At 61.8% G+C, this 19234-nt stretch carries 12 protein-coding genes; 8 read left to right on the top strand and 4 right to left on the bottom strand.

The features are described 5' to 3' along the window. The first annotated feature begins 18 nt into the window (after window positions 1-18). Complete coding sequence (locus NCS00_RS28760; RefSeq protein ID WP_008346145.1) at window positions 19-492, top strand: hypothetical protein; 474 nt, start codon at window positions 19-21, stop codon at window positions 490-492. A 15-nt stretch (window positions 493-507) separates the two neighbouring features. On the opposite strand, the gene NCS00_RS28765 is transcribed toward NCS00_RS28760, so the two are convergent. From NCS00_RS28765 to NCS00_RS28775, 3 genes are all read right to left on the bottom strand, one after another. Further along, on the bottom strand, window positions 508-2556 hold the full coding sequence (locus NCS00_RS28765; RefSeq protein ID WP_250441627.1) for a TonB-dependent receptor: 2049 nt from the start codon (window positions 2554-2556) through the stop codon (window positions 508-510). A gap of 1537 nt (window positions 2557-4093) precedes the next feature. After that, window positions 4094-5071, bottom strand: coding sequence for a ParB/RepB/Spo0J family partition protein (locus tag NCS00_RS28770; RefSeq protein WP_250441628.1), 978 nt, complete (start codon window positions 5069-5071; stop codon window positions 4094-4096). After that, a complete protein-coding gene (locus tag NCS00_RS28775; protein ID WP_033536892.1) occupies window positions 5068-6279 on the bottom strand; it encodes a ParA family protein in 1212 nt (403 codons plus the stop codon). The genes NCS00_RS28770 and NCS00_RS28775 overlap by 4 nt, the downstream gene beginning before the upstream one ends. A gap of 643 nt (window positions 6280-6922) precedes the next feature. On the opposite strand from NCS00_RS28775, the gene NCS00_RS28780 reads away from it, so the two are divergent. Beyond that, entirely contained in the window at window positions 6923-8329 is a 1407-nt protein-coding gene (locus NCS00_RS28780) for a replication initiation protein (RefSeq protein WP_008346150.1), read from the top strand. 24 nt (window positions 8330-8353) lie between these two features. Here the strand turns inward: NCS00_RS28780 and NCS00_RS28785 are convergent, their stop codons facing one another. After that, window positions 8354-9520: a YbfB/YjiJ family MFS transporter gene (locus NCS00_RS28785; RefSeq protein ID WP_250441631.1), complete on the bottom strand. Its 1167-nt coding sequence runs from the start codon at window positions 9518-9520 to the stop codon at window positions 8354-8356. Window positions 9521-10014: 494 nt separating this feature from the next. Here NCS00_RS28785 and NCS00_RS28790 point away from each other — a divergent pair, with 494 nt between their 5' ends. The 6 genes from NCS00_RS28790 to asnB all read left to right on the top strand — a co-directional run bounded on the left by NCS00_RS28790 (window position 10015) and on the right by asnB (window position 18991). Continuing rightward, on the top strand, window positions 10015-12126 hold the full coding sequence (locus NCS00_RS28790; RefSeq protein WP_175980295.1) for a phosphocholine-specific phospholipase C: 2112 nt from the start codon (window positions 10015-10017) through the stop codon (window positions 12124-12126). Between the two features lie 331 nt (window positions 12127-12457). Next, window positions 12458-12904 (top strand): NUDIX domain-containing protein, encoded by a 447-nt coding sequence (locus NCS00_RS28795; RefSeq protein WP_051078963.1) that lies wholly within the window; start codon window positions 12458-12460, stop codon window positions 12902-12904. A gap of 207 nt (window positions 12905-13111) precedes the next feature. Next, a complete protein-coding gene (locus NCS00_RS33410; protein WP_275446092.1) occupies window positions 13112-13240 on the top strand; it encodes a hypothetical protein in 129 nt (42 codons plus the stop codon). Between the two features lie 999 nt (window positions 13241-14239). Further along, the gene (locus NCS00_RS28800) at window positions 14240-15574 is read left to right on the top strand and encodes a glucosamine inositolphosphorylceramide transferase family protein (protein WP_250441629.1); all 1335 of its coding nucleotides are present in this window, start codon (window positions 14240-14242) and stop codon (window positions 15572-15574) included. A gap of 215 nt (window positions 15575-15789) precedes the next feature. Next, window positions 15790-16923, top strand: coding sequence for a glycosyltransferase family 4 protein (locus NCS00_RS28805; protein WP_008346158.1), 1134 nt, complete (start codon window positions 15790-15792; stop codon window positions 16921-16923). Between the two features lie 46 nt (window positions 16924-16969). Further along, on the top strand, window positions 16970-18991 hold the full coding sequence (gene asnB, locus NCS00_RS28810) for an asparagine synthase (glutamine-hydrolyzing) (protein ID WP_008346159.1): 2022 nt from the start codon (window positions 16970-16972) through the stop codon (window positions 18989-18991). Window positions 18992-19234: the final 243 nt, after the last annotated feature.

The raw sequence follows: 19234 nt of genomic DNA on the forward strand, positions 1-19234 counted from the left end.
ACGTTCATCGGTCCTCGCATGTCACGCACTATTCCTTTTCAGCGCTCGCCGCAAGCGACGCGCGCGCGGCTCAGCAAAGCGCAGCTGCTTCCCATCCCGCGCGCAGTGGCGGACGAGCTCGCACTCGTGGCGCATATGTCGCTGACGGCGTTGCGCTCGGGTTCGTCGGACGTCGCGCCGGCGCAGCATGTCACCGAGGCGATTTATCTCGCCAAGTTCCTAGCCGAAGCGGGACACGGCGATTTCTCGCACGAAGAACTGCTGCTCGCGGATCAGTCGATGGCCGCCGTCTTCGACATCGGACGCACGTCCGGTTCGTGGATCCTCGCGCCCGAGGACTTCGAGCGGATCGCGGCGATCGTGTCGCTCTACGATCATCAGTTGCGGCGCGCGTCGCTCGCGGCCTTGTCGGTTGCGAGCGAACGGCTCGAACGCTTCAAGGCCGGCGAGCCGTATCAGTCGACGCAAGCCCGCAAGTCGGCGCGCGTTTGACGCTCGCGTTCGCCGTCAAAAGGCGGTACGCAAGCCGATCATCACGCTGCGGCCGCCTTCCGGCGCGATGTCCCGCACGACCGAGCTCGCGTAGCGCACTTCCTGATTAGTTAGGTTCTGGCCGCGCAGAAAGGCGAGCCAGTTCGTCGCGCCGACGCGAAATTTGTACGTCAGGATGACGCCGAGCGTGGTGTAGCTCGCGGTCGGCAGTTCGTTTTCCGGCACGCGATGCTGCGCCCACGCGTGAACCAGTTCGGTTCTCGCGCCGTACGGCCCATACGCGTAGTCGAGCGCGAGCGTCGCGCGCAGCGGCGAGATGCGTGGCAATGCCTCGCCGGTATCGATGTTGCGCGCGTGCGTGTAGTCCGCGACGATTTCGACATCGAGACGTTGCGCGCCCTTGTCGAAGACGCGCCAGGTTCCGTCCAGTTCGACGCCGTAGAACTCCGCGCGCACGCCGCGATAGACGGCTTCGTTGAGCGCATCGTCGGTGCCGGGCGCGACGGGTTCATCGTCGTCGTTGACGAGCCGGCCGGTGTTGAATTCCGTCAGATAGTTGCGAAAGCGGCTGTAGAAGACGCCCGCGCTCGCCTTGTTCGCGCCGCGCGCGAAGCGCATCGACAAATCGGTCGAGATCGCTTTTTCTTTTTGCGCGTCAGGGTTGCCGATCAGATATTGGCCGGTCGCATCGTGCGGACCGTTCGAGTAAAGCTCGTAGTACGTGGGCGCGCGTTCCGTGTACGCGACATTGCCGGCGAGGCTCCACGCCGAGTTCAGCTTGAACAGCGCGCCGGCCGAGACGCTGCCTGCGTTGAAATCGCGCTTCGGGGAATCGGCGAATTTTTCGTTTCCACCCGACGTCGGATCGATGTTCACGTGTTCGTAGCGTGCGCCGATGCTCAACTTCAGCGCATCCGTGACCGTCCACTCTTCCAGACCGAAAAGCGCCGCGTTCGTCGTCTGCGATGTCGGCACGAGCGCTTCATCGCCGAGCGCGGAGAACGTGTTCTGGCCGAGTTGCACGCCGATCGCGCCATCGAGCGGACCGATCTTCCGGTGCCGCGCCTCGATGCGCGCCTCGTATCCGTGATTGCGGAAAATCGTGCCGGTCTCGCCGTCGTCGATCTCCTTGTGCTCGTAGTCGGTGTAGGCGAAGTCGAGCTTCAACCGGCTGAAGGGGCCTTGCAGATCGCGTATCTCCGACGACGCCGCGATGTGATCCTGATGCATGCGAAGACGCACATCGTCCTCGGCGACCGAGCCATAGTTCGCCTCGTATCCGTTGTAGCTGATGCCCGCGTAACCGTCCGTCCACGTGTAGGACGAGCCGACGGCGCCGCCGTGCCAGCGGCCGTCACTGTTCGGGATGCTGCCGTAGGGTTGCGCGACATCGGGGCCGTCGAGCGCGCGTTGACCATCCGAGTGCGCGAATCCGGGGATGCGCTCGTTACTCGTCTCGCGATCGAAGGCATCGACGTGGAAGGCGAATCGGCCATTTCCGCCTTCGACTTGGGCGGCGCCAGCGCGGGCATCGTTGGCGCCGCCGTAGCTGGCATCGACTTGTCCCGACACGCCTTTGATCGGGTCGCGCGGGATGCGGTTGTCGATCGTATTCACTACTCCGCCGATCGCGTTCCCGCCGTAGAGCAACGCCGCCGGCCCACGCACGATTTCCACCCGTTCGACTGAGAGCGATTCTTGCGGCACGGCGTGGTCGTAGGACAGCGACGATGCGTCGTAAGCCGCGACGCCGTTCTGCAGTAAGCGGATTCTGTCGCCGTCCATGCCGCGGATGATCGGCCTTCCGACCATCGGACCGTAGGTTGTCGTCGAGACTCCGGGCAGTCCGTTCAGGGTTTCGCCGAGGGAGTCGGCGCGTCGCAGTGTGAGGGCAGTGCCGTCGAGGACGCTTGTCGGGGATGCCAAAGCGTTTGAGCCTAGCGGGTTCGCGGTTACGAAGATCGGTTGGAGCGATGTGTCGTTTATCGGTTGAGATTGGGCGCTGGCCGCAGTTGTGATTAGGAGCGCCGTCCAAGGCAGGACGTTGAGGGCGCGGGCGGGCATTGATGTTGGGTTTGGACTGAACACGGTCGCTGGATGTGATGTTATAACGTTTCGTTTGGTCGGCGCGGTCCGGGCATGGAGGCGGCGCATCGCTGTGAACGGCGAAATGATATAACGTATCGCGTGATTTGGCTCGGTCGGATTATGGTGATTTTCAATGGTCGACGACTTGAACTTTACGGATTATGTAGTGTTTGATACGGACGGCGAGTTGCGGGTGTCTTTCGGGCGCTCAGATTTGGCGACCGGGCTGCTTCGCGATGAGTCGGACTGTTCGGTGGACCTCTTTTCGTGAAACAAGTTGAGTTTGTTTATATAACCAATTGATTTTTAATTGGTTTTTTGAATGCTATTGTGGTCAGCTTTGTTCCACGCACGAGTAGAGGTTTCGATACCCGTCACGTTGGCGCATTGGTCTTTGGCTAGTCACGAATGATCGGCCGGCCGCACCCGAGCACCGATTTTGTTCGCCTTGCGATGGTCCTGAGCCACCGTTGAGTCAGTCCGCGGATATTCGTTATCCATGCACGCTAAATACAAGGGATGGCGTGGCGAATGGACCAGTTTGGATAGCGTCGCATGGTCCGCTCTTGTCTCTGGCGGCAACGATAAAGAATCACCACTCCTCCTCGACCTTCGCCATTCACTTCAGCTAATGGCAATCAGGCGCCAACGCGGGTTGCAGGTTTAGCAGCGGTAACGGCGTCGGCGCGCCTCATTGGGCGAGACAGGGACGTACTCAGCGTTTTTCATTTTCGAGTGCCGTCGAGCACTTCCGCTTTCCGCGGTCGCAAGCAGAAGGTTGCGGTCCGTCGGCTTGGGTGTGAATGAAGATGGCGGTGTTCGCGATCGACGCGAGGAGCACAGGCGCGGGCAGAGCATTCCTCCACGCGTACCGGTTGCCGGAGATTCGTCGTCGCATGCTGTCCAATCGATGTACTCACTGCGTGAGTTTTGATGTTCTCGTCTCCCACTGAGTGTCCGAATTCGGACACTCAGCGTGCAACCGCTTCCGCTGGTGAGAAGCGAAGTGACCGGTGGCCTCGAGTCTCGAAGACGGCTGAGCAGCCTCGCGTCTTCCCGGATTCGGATCGCTCGTTACGGTCGCGCTGTCGGAGCGGAAGGCATTTTTCGGCTGGTGCGCTCCGTCATGCGATCGAGGCCCGTTAGCGAAACCCTCGCCTGCAGCCCACGGCGGGCAGGCCGGCCATACATGTCCGGTTTCGGACACTGAGGTCGCTGGCAACGATGGTCTCGTATCCTGCCTACGCCGTCGAACCCGGACATGTGTCCGAATCCGGACACCAAGGTCGTTGGAAACAGTGGTCGCCCATCGTGCCTACGTGGTCGAACCCGGACATGTGTCCGAATTCGGACACCAAGGTCGTTGGCAACAATGGTCGCGCATCGTGCCTACGCGCTCGAACCCGGACATGTGTCCGAATTCGGACACATGCCACTCTCGCCCTTGATATTTCGTCACGCGAAACTTCGTTTGTCGCCCATAAAGAAACCCGCCGAGGCGGGTTCAAAAAAATCACTCAGACCGAATCGAGAACATCTTCCCTATGTGTTCTCTAAGTTGACTTTCCTGCTCCTCTGTCATTACCCCGGCTTTGAACTTGAAGGTCAGTCCCTTGACATCCTTCGTGATGCTCCCGGCTTGGACCTTTCCGGCGAAGATCTTCAGGATGCTCCGCCCACCGGCATCCGTCGCCAATTCTCCACGGCTGGCCTGTGCATTCAAACTCGGCGCAACCTTCGTCTGAACCAGGTCGCCCGACAGCACCATCGGCCACAATTCTTGCAGCACCTTGAGTCCATGTTCGCCCGTCTTCTTCAGTGCGTTCGCGATATCCTGAGCCGACGATGCTCCGAGCACGGACGGGTTCAAATCCAGATCCCGCTTCACGAAGTCCGGGAGCGCATCATATGCAAGAAACCGATACAGGTCGCTACGAGTAATGCCCATAGCTTCCGCGAGCCGCGTTCGGTTCGGAAATTCCGCTTCCGCACGACGAATCGCGATGGCGATTTCATAATCAGACAGATCATCGCGCGTCACGTTTTCCATCAACGCCAAAGCCGCCATGTCCTGATCCGTGCAGTCGATCACAACTGCGCGAACAGTCGCCTTGTTGATCAGCTTATGTGCGCGCCAGCGTCGTTCGCCCGCAACGAGTTGGAACGATTCTCCGACTCGTCGAACCGTTACCGCCTGCAACAGCCCGACCTCACCGATCGACCGCGCCAACTCGGAAAGCTTGCCTTCGTTGAATTGACGACGCGGTTGCCATGGATTCGGCACGATCGCATCGACCGAGATTTCAGTGTCGACACCTCGGGCTTCGAGTTCCTGGATCCGAAGCTGTGCAGCAGCTAGCGCACTCGTGATTCCCGGCATCGTCTGCGGGCCACGAGTGGTCTTATCCTTTTTGTTCTCGCCTTTGAAATCCGCGGGCTTCGGCAGGTTGGCCGTCTTGGCCATGAGTTGTTCTCGGATGTTATTACTCATGCCGACTCCCTCCACGATTTGACGAACATATCATCCAGCCATTTGGCATATTGCATCATGGGCTGCCGCACTCGCTGAAGCGACTTCGCCGTTGAATGCGTGCTGACCACGTCGAGTGCCGTCGAGAAGGAAAGCGCGCCTCCGCTCATGACCGAGCTGGCCGGAATCTCGAACGGGTCGAGCCAGCGCCCGTATGCGCTTTGCGCCCATTGCCGAACAACCGGCGCGGACGACGTCTTGCCGTAATCCACCTTCGACAACAAAATAGAGATGAAGTCGTAGACCTTATCCTCCTCGTAAGGAAGGAAGTCTTCGGCAACATCCGAGAAGAGTCGCCAGAACGCGAGCGAACTAATGAAGTCGAGATTCTCGGGAATCATCGGCATGACGAGCGCGTCGGCGGCGAGCAGCGCGTTCAAATTCATATACGACAGCGACGGTGACGTATCGATCAGGATGTAGTCATACTGCGAGCGCAATGGCTCGAGACCCTCGCGCAAAACCGCCCAGAATCGGTAGCCCTGAATGGTCTTCTGGCGAGCCGGCAGCAAGAACTCCGCTCCATATAAGAATGTATGGCCGGGGATGATGTCGAGGCCATCCCAATACGTCGATTGCACGCTCGCGCCGAGACCGCCCTCTACGTTTTGATCGTAGATATAGGGCAGCACGGTGTCGTCGCCGGAGATTTCCTTTTCGGCATAGAGACCGCACAACTCCGAAGCCGAAGCTTGCGGATCGAGGTCGATGAGCAATACTTTGCGGCCAAGAAGCGTCAGAGCCTGTGCGAGGCAAACCGTCGTTGTGGTTTTAGCGGAGCCGCCCTTCAACTGAGCCGTTGTCAGCACCTTGCCTCTGAAGGTGCCGTTGCTGTCGTCGAGCCGGGTCTGGTAGATATCGGAAGCCATCTTCACCCAGACGCGCACTTCAGGCAGAGTAAATGTCCGGCTGCGGCCGCTGCCGTTCAGCGTGCCTGTCGGAAGCCCGCCTTCGCCCTTCGTGACCAGATATTGAATCTGCTGCCGAGTCAGATTGCACATCTCGGCCAGTTCGCTAATCGTATAGAAGGGCGCGAGCTTACGCGGACGCGGCGCCAGAATCTGTTCACGAAGGTTATCCGAGAAGGGTTCCAGGTTATCCGCGAACTCAGCAACTTCGCGGAGCGTAACCTTCCGGTCTTCCATAGGTAGCGTGCCTACGTTTGCCATTCTGCGCTTTCTCCAAGTATTGACGTCGAAGCGCAGAATACACGAATACGCGTAAACAAGGTTGTATTGCGTCGAGTTTTAACCGATCGGCCAGCGGTGTATATCCAACCCCTTGATTTTTCGTTCTTTTCTAAATAGGCCGCTCGGTGCCGTGAATTGAGTAGACGGCGAAGAACGAGTTGAATCCTAAGCATCGTGAAATCACTGCGGCGTCCGCACAAAAACCACCCCGGGGGCGGTTTTTGTGCGGTTCGCTCTCATCCGCTTTTCTATATTAGATTCAACGACTTAACGAAATTCATTCGCCGCAGCGAGCGTAAACTCAGTCGATGTCAGTTCAGTTTTTTTGTAAACCTAGACCCACCCACCAACAAACAGCGCCACCCATTTCCCTTAAAAATCAACACGCAACCCTGTGGATAGAGGTGCTTTTTGTGACGCCTAGGGCGCTTTTTGTGCGGACAGCGCCGCAAATTGGGCCGCACGAGGCGGAAATTGTGGCGACCGGGGTGGAAATTGTGATCCGCTTCAGCGAGCGGGGCGATTTTTGTGCGGATAACGTGAAGCAGCAGCGGGGTGGTTTTTGTGTTGACACCCCTCGCTCGCCTGATAGAGTGCCGGGGATCGAAGCCGAATCGGAAGCATGGAAAACCAAGACCTCACTGTCACACCGCAGCAGTTGGCGCTGGACATCTACGAAGACATGTCCGCGCAGGGATCGGCGATCTGCGAGTCGACGAGGGACATCGGTTTCCTGCGCAACAACATCTTCACGCGGGTCGGCGGATTGGGCATCGCCGCGCGGCGCGTGCTCGATGCGGCGTACTTCATCGTTGCGACGAAGGCGCCCGAAGAACTCATCGACGACAAGGTCTATACGTTCACGGCCGACGTCAACTACTTCAAGTGGTTGATGCGCTACGACAGCCGCAACCACAGTCATCTGATCGCGCAGATGCGAGCCGCGGCCCGGGCGCGCGTCGAAATCATGACCGCGCCGTCGATCGAGGAACTGACCGAGAAGGACTCGTGGGGCACCATCAGTTTGCTGGGTGACTGCTACATCGAGCGCAACGTCGTGTGCGTCCTGCTTGCCGGGCGGGTCATCAAATATCTGATCAGCCCGTACAAGGCGCATTGGCTGAGCCTGCGCGCATCGACGGCTTTTTCGCTTTCGCTCGCCCGCGCGATTTACGACCGCCTCATTCCGTGCGAAGGCCACGGTGTGACCGAGTGGTTCGCATTCGAAGACGTGCTCGAATGGCCCGGCAAGGTCGGCGAATCGCGCAAGGAAGTGAAGGAATTCAAGAAGCGGTTCCTCGAGCCCGCCATCGACCAGCTCAACGAAGTCTCCGATTTCGATGTCAGCTGGGAGCCCAATGCCGATCGCGTTCCGGCGGACAAGCTGAAAATCCGTTTCCGCTTCACGAAGAAGCAGGGCGCCGACGCGGCGCGCGCCGGCATTCAGGATTCGATGTATCTGCTTCTGCACAACGAATTCGCTTTCGATACCCCCGACTTCGAGCGCCTCGCGAAGCGGCGCGACGTGTGGACCGACGAGCGGCTCGAACAGGCGATCGAATACACGCGATACAAGCTCAACGAAGGCAAGGTGACGGTCAGCCCGCGCGGCTATCTGTTCAAGGCCCTGGAAGGGAATTACCGCATCGGCGAAGCGGACCGGAAGATGGCGTCGATCAAGGCGAAGCAACTCGAGGACGACAAGAAGGACCGCCGTTCGCGCGATACGGCGCAGGCGCATCTTGAAGCCAGCATTCAGGTTCAGAACGATACGGCCAAAGCCAAGATGAGCGAGGAGATCCGCGCCGGCCGCGAGTACTTCGAATCCGTCGATGCGCCGGCACGCAAGGAACTGTGTCACTCGTTCGTGAGCCAGCTGATTCCACAGCGGCTCATCGAGAAGCAGGGCGTTTCACGCGAGAGCCTGAGCGCCGACAACATTCTCACCGTCAATCGCGTGGTCGCCGACGCCTTCTGCTCGCATGTCTACGCGAAGATGAAGAAGGCGCGTGCGGGCAACCGAATCTGATCTGCGCGAAGGGTCGAGAATTTCTCAGGCATCCTGTCTATTCAGCAAGGTTTTCTGACAGCCCGCGAGCACCGCGCCGGCAGCCAGCACGAGCGCCGAATAAACGAGTCCGCGAGTGAGCCCGGCGCTGTCCGACACCCGTCCGATCACGACCGGACCGACGATCTGCCCCAGCGCGAACACGATCGTGAACGCGTTGATCCCACGCGGCCACTGATTCGCCGGCAGATTGTGCCGCACGAAAGCCGTCGTCGATGCCACCGCCGATAAAAACGTCGCGCCGAACAACGTACCCGAGACGAACGCCGCCAGCGGATGCGCGAACATCGCGGGAATGAGCGTTGCGGCGGCGAGCAGTCCGTTGAGGATCGCGAGCGCCTGACCGCCGCGCATGCGATCGAGCAGCCCGGACCACGTCCGCGCCGATACGACCGTCGCCACGCCCAGCAGGATATAAAAGCCGATCACGACCGCCGCGCTCATGCCTGCGTTGCGAAGCAGGGCGACGATGAACGTCATGTAGCCGATATAGCCGATACCGAAGCACCCGTATCCGGCGAGCGCGAGCGCGAAACGCCGCCGCCGAACCGGCGCGCCCGCGGCGCTGTCCGTACCTTGACGCGTCGCCGAAACAGGCTGCGCGGATTCGATACGCCGCGCGGCCCAGACGGCGGCGCCGGAACACGCCGCGCAACCCGCGGCGAGCGCGAACCACGCGACGCGCCAGCCGTGCGCGACCGGCAGGACCGTCAGCGGAACGAGTATCGACGAGATCACGATGCCCCAGCCCGTGCCGCCGTAATACAAGCCGATGACGAGTCCGGCGTCGCGCGGCGACATCGATGCGAGCCGTGCCGCCAGCACGCCGCCGCTCACGAAGACGAGCGCGCTGCCGATTCCCGTCGCGACGCGTAACGCGAGCAGGGCGTCGGTATCGGTCGTCGTGCCGCTCGCCGCCATCAGGACGACGGTGAGCGCGCAGCCCGCGACGAACAGCGTGCGCGACGGCGCGCGCATCGACAATCGTGAGAACGCGAGTGCGCCGAGCAGGTAGCCGAACGCATTCGCCGTATTCATCGCGCCAGCCTGGGCGAAGTTCCACGCGAGGTCGAGCCGCATCGGCGGAAGCAGCAGCGCGTAGGAGAAGCGCGCGAGCCCGAGCGCGATGGCGCTGCCGAGCGATAGCGCCATCGCGAGCAGAAGCGCCTGTCTGCGAAGTTCCCCGCTTGCATCGTCACGCTGTATCACGCTCTTTTCGTCCTGTTGTCGATACGCGGCCTATGGTATCGCGGACCGGTCATATTGCTTACACAAGCCGTGGCTAAGCTTCGCAGCGCTGTATCGATCTGCGACCGAAGCCGGAGAAACCGATGTCCACTGTTGCATGCCGTCACGCGCTCGTGGCGTGTCTCGTCGTTTGCGCCAGTGCAATCGTTTGCGGTTGCGGCGAGCGGGACACGGAATCATCGGCCTCCGCCGGGCTCACGCGCGACGTATCGTCCGAAACATCCGCGACATCCGGCCCATCCGCGACGAGCGAGCTTCAGAATTGGGCGAAACAGGCCACAGGAGGCGCATCCGATGAAGCGGCGCAGCCCGCGATAGCGCGAGCCGCGTCGGAACCGCTCGCGACACCGGTGATTCACACGGTTGACTGACCCATCCATTTACTTCCCGCAAAACGAATGAAAAACACGAACCGTCGTGACTTTCTGCGCGCGGCCGCCCAGGCGGCAGGCGCGACCGCCGCACTGAACGTGATGCCGCTCGGCATTCGCCAGGCGCTCGCGATTCCCGCGAACAACCGTCATGGATCGATCGAGGACATCGAGCACATCGTCGTGCTGATGCAGGAGAACCGCTCGTTCGATCACTACTTCGGCACCATGCGCGGCGTGCGCGGCTTCGGCGACAAGACCGCCGTGACGCTGCCCAACGGCAAGCCGGTGTTCAATCAGCCGATCGCGTCCGGTGCGGGCGAAGTGCTGCCGTTCCACCCGGACGCCGCGAATCTCGGCCTGCAGTTCCTGCAGGATTTGCCGCACGGATGGACGGACGGGAAGGGCGCGTTCCACGACGGCCGCTATGACCAATGGGTGCCGTTCAAGGGCACGACGACGATGGCGTATCTGCAGCGCGACGACATCCCGTTCCACTATCAGCTCGCCGACGCCTTCACGATCTGCGACGCGTATCACTGCTCGACGAACACATCGACCGATCCGAACCGCTACTACATGTGGACGGGCTATGTCGGCAACGACGGCACCGGCGGCGGCCCGGTCGTCGATAACGCGGAAGCCGGCTACGGCTGGTCCACGTTCCCCGAAGTGCTGGAGCGCGCGGGCATCTCGTGGAAGATCTATCAGGACATCGGCACGGGGCTCGACGCGAAGAATTCGTGGGGCTGGACCGACGACGCGTACATCGGCAACTATGGCGACAATTCGCTGCTGTACTTCAAGCAGTATCAGAATGCGCAGCCCGGCAGTCCGCTGTATGAAAAGGCGCGTCGCGGCACGAACGCGGTCGCCGGCGACGACTACTTTTCGATCCTGAAGCGCGATGTGGCGGCGGGCACGCTGCCGCAAGTCTCGTGGATCGTCGCGCCCGAGGCGTTTTCCGAGCACCCGAACTGGCCCGCGAACTACGGCGCCTGGTATATCGATCAGGTGTTGCAGGTGCTGACGTCGAATCCGGATTTGTGGAGCAAAACGGCGCTGCTCATCAACTACGACGAAAACGACGGCTTCTTCGATCACCTCGTCCCGCCGTTTCCGCCGACGTCGAGCGCGAACGGTCTTTCGACGGTCGATACCAGCGCGGAGATCTTTCCGGGCAGCGCGAAATACGCGAGCGGCCCCTACGGCCTGGGCGCGCGCGTGCCGATGCTCGTCGTGTCGCCTTGGTCCAAAGGCGGCTGGGTATGCTCCGAAACCTTCGACCATACCTCGGTGATCCGCTTCATCCAGAAACGCTTCGGGCGCGCGCACAACCTCGCCGAGCCGAACATCTCGCCGTGGCGTCGCGCGATTTGCGGCGATCTGACGTCCGCGTTCGACTTCCGCAATCCGAATAGCGCGATGCCGACGCTGCCGGCGACGAGCGGCTACGTTCCGCCCGACAAGCAGCGCCATCCCGACTATGTGCCTGTCCCGCCCGCCGCGCAGGCGCTGCCGAAGCAGGAGTCCGGCGTGCGCGCCGCGCGCGCATTGCCGTACGAGCTTTTCGTGCGCGCGCGCCCGGATGCGTCGAAGGACGCCGTCTCGTTCGACTTCGTCAACACCGGACGCGCGGGCGCGGTCTTTCTGCTGTATCGCAATGCGAGCGCGGATGCGCCTCGCACCTATACGGTCGAAGCGCGCAAGCGTCTCGCGGACAGCGTCGCGGCGAACGCGGACGGCAGCTTCGATTTCGTCGTGCACGGCCCGAACGGCTTTCTGCGGCGGATCGCGGGCAAGGCGAGCGCGCAGTCGCACTGGTGGTCGCGCGAGCAGGCCGCGCCGGATGTCGCCGAAGGCTACGACGTCGCCAACGGCAACCTGCAACTGCGGCTCGCGAACCGCGGAACCGCGGCATGCACCTTCAGCGTGAAGAATGCCTACGATCCGTCGAAGACGATCACGCGGCGCGTGCGGGGCGGCGACACGGAGCAGCTCTATGTCGATCTGCGCGACGCCCACGGCTGGTATGACATCGAAATCACGGTCGACACCGATTCCGCGTTCCTGCGCCGTCTCGCCGGTCACGTCGAAACCGGGCGCGACAGCATGAGCGATCCGGCGTTCGGCGCCTGACGCGATCGCGTCGAGCATTGCCGGCCGCGCGCATCGACCCGCGCGGCCGCGTCGACTTTTCCTCCGCCATCCGCCAGTCCAGCGGAACTCCGCAGCTCGAGTCCACTCCCAAAGTCTCGCAAAGGCGGGCATTTTTTGCCGGCCAGCCTCGTCGTGCAGCGCACATACGTGGGACATCACGCATTGCGAAGCGCGACAAAGCCTGTGAAGATCGAACGTGCACGTCAATTCACGCTCAGGTTCGACGCGACGGTGAAATCAAAATGGCACGCCGCGCGCCGTATCGCAGCATCGATCCAATAACGAATTGGGGTGCAACACGGAGACGGGGATGAGAGAACGAGCAACCGTGCTGCTGGTTCGTCGCCAGTCAGTGCTGCTGGTCCGGGAGCGTGGCGGACCGTGGCTTCTGCCGGGCGGAGCGGTGGCATACGACGAATTGACGATTGTTGCAGCGATCCGAGCGCTGCACGAAGACACCGGCGTCGAGGCGAGTGCTGCGGCGTTTCTGTTTCAGCAGGCGTCGGCGCATCATCTGCATCATGTTTTTCGCATTGCGATACCGGACGAGGTGCATCTGCGGCCGAAAGCCGGCGCGCGATTCCATGAGTTGCTGTGGATCGATGCGCCTCAACTCGCGCAAGTCAGTGCGACGCCTGGCACACGCGCGATCCTGACCCGCGCGATGGGCGGCAGCCGGGAGCCGGCGCGGCACGCGTGGAAAAACGGCGACGCCGATGCGGCGATGACGGCCGGCGCCGGCAGGCGCGGGCGCTGAATCGGGTCGCCGATCGGTCGCATCGAGGCTTTTTTCGTCTGCGCAAATCGCGAAGGCACCTGTTTCGCCACGAAATGAATACTTTTCCGGCGAACTTATGCCTATGCTAGCGTTGGGACGGTTGCCAGGCGCACCGGCGAGTATCGTCGGACGCGAGCGGCAGCTTGAGCAACGGAAGCATTCGCCCTTTGACTGGCGGAGGAAACCATGAAGCTCGTCAGCCTATTCGCCGGAACCGTCGGGTTCGTGGCGGTGGTCGGCCTTTCCTTATTGGCGGTAGCGGACATTCTCTTGACAACGTCCGACAAACCCGCGGAAAAAGAGGGGCTCGCGTGAAACGCGCTTTCTTACTTGCTGAAATGATCGGTTAATCGTCGGTCAAATAGGCGAGACGACTGGCGGCAAATCGGGAATATCGACGCGCGCATTCGAATGACGCGCCGTTGTCTTTCGAAATCCGCATCTCGACGTGTAATACGCTCTGCATCGGTCTCCGAATAAATCGCGCCGGCCTTCGCGTCGCAGCGGTCGATGCGCGTCCCCGGCCCGCGCCGCACCATGCCGTTCGTCCGCCCGCGCGGCCGCGCTGCCCGGCGAGCGGTCCACGGAAAAGATGCGCTTTCACCCTTTTGTTCAGGGATTTGCGCGGGCCGCATCCGTCCGAAAATCATCCACATAGGTCCGTCACGCGGAAATTGGCCGATTTCCGATGTGATATAATCCGCGAATAAATCAAAATTTCATTCGGCCAAAACTTTCAGCGGCAGGTTTTATCTAATGCTTGATTCAACGCGTACGAGCGCGGAGGAAGCATGTCTGTAGGCGGTGTTATAGGCGCAATTGTTTTTTTCGCAATAATCGGCCTCGCTTTGCTGGCCGTGTTCGAAATTATCTTTTCGCCTTCTTCCAAACATAAGGCAGATGAAATGAGCAAGCCGGCTCATAAGCGGCCTACGTGGTATCGCAGGCGCGAGGTCGCCGTGCGCCGCGACGAGCCTTGATCCGCGACAAAATTTTCTGATCCGCCAACAAGTTAGGTCTCCCTCCGTATCGGCCCGTGGCCAGCGCCAGGCGTGCCGGCCATCGCACCGCGGAGCCATTCCGGCACAGCCGTTCAAAATCCCTCGCATTATTTAGCTGTCGCAACTGTGTGCGATAGCGCACCGCAGTCACGTTCCCCAGACTCTAGTCTTTCTTCGCCGGCATCATCATGAAATGTAGGTTCATCATTTCGAAAGCGCCGGAACACAACACATATAAAAGACAGTTAAGCGCTTAGCTAAAGATTTCAATTCTATCGACTGGCGAATCCGCTGCTGTCTGAGGGAAAAGAAAATGGCGCAACCCGCATATCCTTCCGTGCTTGAATGGTGGACGCGCATCGAGAAGCGGCTCTACGGCGACCCCGAAGAGACACCGCGACGCGCTCACGTTCGTGCTCCAATCACCGTCCTGTACGACGGCCAAGAGAACATCGAGGCGCTGTGGAAAGCGCTGCTTCAGTGCCGAACGCCACATATCCAGGCCGTCTGGAAGTCCCCCGACTCCGGCGAAATGCGACTGCTCGCCGAGTCGTATGTCGCGATACCGGAGAAGCTTTTCTTCCTGAAGTCGTTGCAGACGAGCCTGCAGCGCGTCGCCGTTCTCGTCGACCGGGCGCAGAAGCGGCTCGACGCGAACCCGCCGCTGCGCGATCTTCCGCTCGTCAAGCCGAAGGCTCGGCCCGCGCGTCTGTCGGGTTTCACTTCGGCGTGCTTCGCGCTGCGCCATCTCGGCCGCAAAGTGCTGAATCAGCCGCTCAAGCTGCTGGTTCAGCGCGGACACTGGGTCCTGGCGTATCGGCGCACCGATGCCCCGTCCGCGGACGGCGACGAAAGCCGCAACTGGGTGACGCTTCCCGGCATGACGTCGCAGTTCCATGCCGATCCGTTCCTCTGGCGCGGCAAGAACGGCGACTATCACCTGTTCTTCGAAAGCCTGCCCTACGACACGAATCGCGGCACGATCAGCCATATCGCGTTCGATCCGGCCACGCAGACTTGGCAAGAGACGCCGCGCGTCGTGCTCGACAAGAACTATCACCTGTCGTATCCGTTCCTCTTCGAGCATGAGGGCGAGGTCTTCATGATTCCGGAGACCTGTGGCAACCGCACGATCGAGATGTACCGCGCGGCGTCGTTCCCGACGGAATGGGTGCTGCACAAGGTGATCATGCGCGATGTCGTCGCCGCCGATACGACGCTCCATCACGACGGCAAGACATGGTGGATGTTCACGAGCATGACGGAGGACGGCGGATCGAACTGGGACGAACTGTCGATTTTTTATTCCGACAGCCCGTTCGGCGAATGGACCGCGCATCCGATGAACCCGGTCGTTTCCGACTGCCGCCTCGCGCGCATGGCGGGCAACCTGTTCAAGGACGGCCAGAACCGCCTGATTCGCCCCGCGCAGAATTGCGAGCGCGAATACGGCGCGGCGCTGACGTTCCGCGAGATCACCGAGCTCACGACGACGACCTATGCCGAGCGCACGGTGTCGGTTCGCACGCCGCCGCGCGGTCATCAGGGGTTGCATACGTGGAATGCGGTCGGCGGGATCACGGTCATCGATCTCAAGACGCAGCTTCGCAAATGGAATCCGTGGCGCGGTGCGATGAGGCGCGCCTGACGCCCGCAGGACGCGCGCGGACAGGAGAACCGGCGTGTGGCACGTCGCACAGTGCGTGCCACCGCGCCGGCTTACATTGATGACTCGCCGGAGCGTGCCCCGGCGAGGCAGCCCATCGTCATAAAACACACCCGTCAGTACAAGCATTGCCGCCAGCGACGCGCGCGTCGGTTGCCTGGAGACGGGCCCATCGTAGAAAAACGGCAGCCGGGACCATGAAGCTTCTCCATGTCATCGTTGCGCTCAATGCGGACGGCGCTGAACGTATGCTTCAGCGCCTCATCGAGTCGCACATCGAAGATCCGCGATTTCGTCACGTCGTCTGCTCGCTGACGACCACCGGCAAGATCGGCGAAGAACTCGCCGCGCGCGGCATCGACGTTCATAGCCTCGGCATGAAATCCCCGCTCGGCTTTCCGCGCGCGTTGATGCGCCTCGTGAAACTGATCCGCGAAGAACGCCCCGACATCATTCAGACGTGGATGTATCACGCCGACTTTCTCGGCGGGCTCGCCGGACGGATCGCGGCGCACAAGCGCATCGTCTGGGGCGTGCGCACCACCGATGTCCGATCGGGCGGCTCGCGCGTGACCGTGCTGCTGCGCAAGATTTGCGCGTGGCTGTCGTACTACGTGCCGCAGACGATCGTCTGCGCGGCCGAGGCGTCGCGCCGCGCGCATGTGTCGGTCGGCTACGACGCGAGCCGCATGATGGTCGTGCCGAACGGCTTCGACGTCGCGCGCCTGTGCGCCACGCCGGAGCAACGCAGCGCGATCCGCGAGCAATGCGGATTCGGCGAGCGCGACGTCGTCGTCGGCGTGCTCGGACGCTTTCATCCGGTGAAGGATCACCAGAATTTCGTGCGCGCGGCGGGCATGTTGGCCGCGCGCCATCCCGATGTGCGCTTCATGCTCGTCGGCCGCGATCTCGACGCGAACAATCGCGAGCTCGCGGACTGGATCGCGCAGACGGGATTCGCATCGCGCTTCGTGCTGCTCGGCGAGCGGCGCGACGTGCCCGCGTGCCTGTCGGCGATGGATGTGTTCTGCCTGTCGTCGCGCACCGAAGGATTTCCGAATGTCGTCGGCGAAGCGATGGCGATGGCGCTTCCGTGCGTCGTCACCGACGTGGGCGACGCGGCCATGCTCGTCGCGAATACGGGCGTGGTCGTCGAGAAGGAAAACAGCGACGCGCTTGCGGCGGGACTCGATCGCATCGTCGACATGAAACCCGACGAGCGCCTTCGTCTCGGTCAGATGGCGAAAGCGCGCATCCACGCCGAATTCACGATGATGCGCGCGCGCGAGCGTTTCGAAGATATCTACCTGCGGCTCGTCGAAGAGAAATGAGCATCGCATAAGCGCGGCCTATGGCCGGATCGTAAGGAGAACCAATATGTGCGGTATCGTCGGCTTTCTGGGTGGACGCGGCTTCGGCGCGGGCGACTCGAAGACAACGGTGCGGAAGATGGCGCTCGCCATCGCCTATCGCGGCCCCGACGACGCGGGCGACTGGACCGATGATCTGCGCGGCATCGCGCTCGGTCATCGGCGGCTGGCGATCATCGATCTGTCGTCGGCGGGACATCAGCCGATGGCGTCGGGCAGCGGGCGATATGTCATCGCGTTCAATGGCGAGATCTACAACCATCTCGATCTGCGCGACGAGCTCGAAGACACGCAACGCGCGCCCGCGTGGCGCGGCAGTTCCGACACCGAGACGCTCGTCGCGGGCTTCGATGCGTGGGGCATTCAGGCGACGATAGAGCGCGCGGTCGGCATGTTCGCGTTCGCGGTGTGGGACCGGCAGGAATGCCAGCTCACGCTCGCGCGCGACCGGCTCGGCGAAAAGCCGCTCTACTACGGCTGGCAAGGGCAGGGCGAGGAAGCCGCGTTCCTGTTCGGCTCCGAGCTCAAAGGGCTGCGCGAGCATCCCGCGTTCGAGAACAACGTCGATCGCGGCGCGTTGACGCTGCAAATCCGCCACGGCTGCGTGCCGTCGCCGTATTCCATTTTCGAGGGCATCCGCAAGCTCGAACCGGGCAAGATGCTCACCGTCTCGCTCGAACGGCGCGAGCCGCGCGTGTGGTCGTACTGGTCGGGCGTCGATGCGGCGGTCAACGGATCCGCACGCGGTTTCGCGGGCAGCGCCGAAGACGCCGTCGATGAACTCGAGCATCTGCTCACGGACGCGATCCGTCAGCAGATGCTTTCCGACGTGCCCCTCGGCGCGTTTCTGTCGGGCGGCGTGGATTCGTCCACGATCGTCGCGCTGATGCAGAAGCAGTCGTCGCGTCCGGTGAAGACCTTCACCATCGGCTTCAACGAAAGCGATTTCGACGAAGCCAAGCTCGCGAAGGCCGTCTCCAGGCATCTCGGCACGGAGCACACCGAGATGTACGTGACGGCGCGCCAGGCGCTCGATGTGATCCCGCGTCTGCCGGAGCTATACGACGAACCGTTCGCTGATTCGTCGCAGGTGCCGACGTTCCTCGTCTCGCAACTCGCGCGGCAGCACGTCACGGTCTCGCTGTCCGGCGATGCCGGCGACGAGCTTTTCTGCGGCTATCAGCGTTACAAGACCGCGCCGGGCATGTGGGACAAGATGACGATGATGCCGGCGCCGTTGCGCAAGCTGGCGGCATCGGGCATAGCCGGAATCTCGCCGAAGCGCTGGAACAGCATGGCGGGCCTGATGGAGCCGATTCTGCCGTCGTCGCTGCGCGGCGTGAAGGTCGGCGACAAGCTGCACAAGGGCGCGGAACTGCTGTCGTGCCAGTCGCGCGACGAGGTGTATCTGCATCTCATGTCGCAATGGAACGACCCCGCCGCGCTCGTGATCGGCGGATACCAGCCGCCCACGCTGATGACCGGCAATGCGCCGGCCTTCACCGGCCTCGACGACGTGCAGCGCATGATGGCGCTCGACATGATTACCTATCTACCCGACGACATTCTCACGAAAGTCGATCGTGCCGCGATGGGCGTGTCGCTCGAAACGCGCGTGCCGTTCCTCGATCATCGCGTCGTGGAGTTCGCGTGGCGTCTGCCGCAATCGATGAAAGTGCGCGACGGACAGACCAAATGGGCGCTGCGCCAGGTGCTCTATCGCCATGTGCCGCGCGCGATGATCGAGCGGCCCAAGCAGGGCTTCGGCGTGCCGATCACGCACTGGCTGCGCGGCGAGCTGCGCGACTGGGCGGAGGCCTTGCTCGATGCGTCGCGGCTGCGTCGCGAGGGCTTCTTCGACGCCGCCACGGTGCGCGCGAAATGGCAGCAGCATCTGTCGGGCGAGCAGAACTGGCATCGTCAGTTGTGGAACGTGCTGATGTTCCAGCAGTGGCTCGAGCACCAGCAGGCATCGTCGATCCCGCTCTTCGCGTCGCACACGGCGGATCTCGCGAGCGTCGCAAGCTGATATCGAATGCGCCGCGCTCGACGCGGTTCGAATGACGAAGGCCTTGATCGGAAGCGATCAAGGCCTTTTTTTATGCGTCGATTGCACGCGCCTCACTGCTCAGGCTTCAGTGCATCGCTGCTTCACCGCTTGACTGCATCGCTAAAACTAAAAGGCCCCGGTCGATTGAACTGCACCCCAAAAGTTGGACACCCGTTCAACGATTTGGGGTGTTTTTTCATGAGCAAGTACAGCGCACGACTC

Origin of the sequence: Caballeronia sp. AZ1_KS37 (genome assembly GCF_023631165.1) — a bacterium.
Taxonomy (GTDB): Bacteria; Pseudomonadota; Gammaproteobacteria; order Burkholderiales; family Burkholderiaceae; genus Caballeronia; species Caballeronia zhejiangensis.

Coding starts and splice junctions, on each gene's coding strand:
- NCS00_RS28765 (WP_250441627.1), bottom strand. CDS start 2,556: ATGCCCGCCCGCGCCCTCAACGTCCTGCCTTGGACGGCGCTCCTAATC.
- NCS00_RS28795 (WP_051078963.1), top strand. CDS start 12,458: ATGAGAGAACGAGCAACCGTGCTGCTGGTTCGTCGCCAGTCAGTGCTG.
- NCS00_RS28770 (WP_250441628.1), bottom strand. CDS start 5,071: ATGAGTAATAACATCCGAGAACAACTCATGGCCAAGACGGCCAACCTG.
- NCS00_RS28760 (WP_008346145.1), top strand. CDS start 19: ATGTCACGCACTATTCCTTTTCAGCGCTCGCCGCAAGCGACGCGCGCG.
- NCS00_RS28800 (WP_250441629.1), top strand. CDS start 14,240: ATGGCGCAACCCGCATATCCTTCCGTGCTTGAATGGTGGACGCGCATC.
- NCS00_RS28805 (WP_008346158.1), top strand. CDS start 15,790: ATGAAGCTTCTCCATGTCATCGTTGCGCTCAATGCGGACGGCGCTGAA.
- asnB (WP_008346159.1), top strand. CDS start 16,970: ATGTGCGGTATCGTCGGCTTTCTGGGTGGACGCGGCTTCGGCGCGGGC.
- NCS00_RS28780 (WP_008346150.1), top strand. CDS start 6,923: ATGGAAAACCAAGACCTCACTGTCACACCGCAGCAGTTGGCGCTGGAC.
- NCS00_RS28785 (WP_250441631.1), bottom strand. CDS start 9,520: ATGGCGCTATCGCTCGGCAGCGCCATCGCGCTCGGGCTCGCGCGCTTC.
- NCS00_RS28790 (WP_175980295.1), top strand. CDS start 10,015: ATGAAAAACACGAACCGTCGTGACTTTCTGCGCGCGGCCGCCCAGGCG.
- NCS00_RS33410 (WP_275446092.1), top strand. CDS start 13,112: ATGAAGCTCGTCAGCCTATTCGCCGGAACCGTCGGGTTCGTGGCGGTG.
- NCS00_RS28775 (WP_033536892.1), bottom strand. CDS start 6,279: ATGGCAAACGTAGGCACGCTACCTATGGAAGACCGGAAGGTTACGCTC.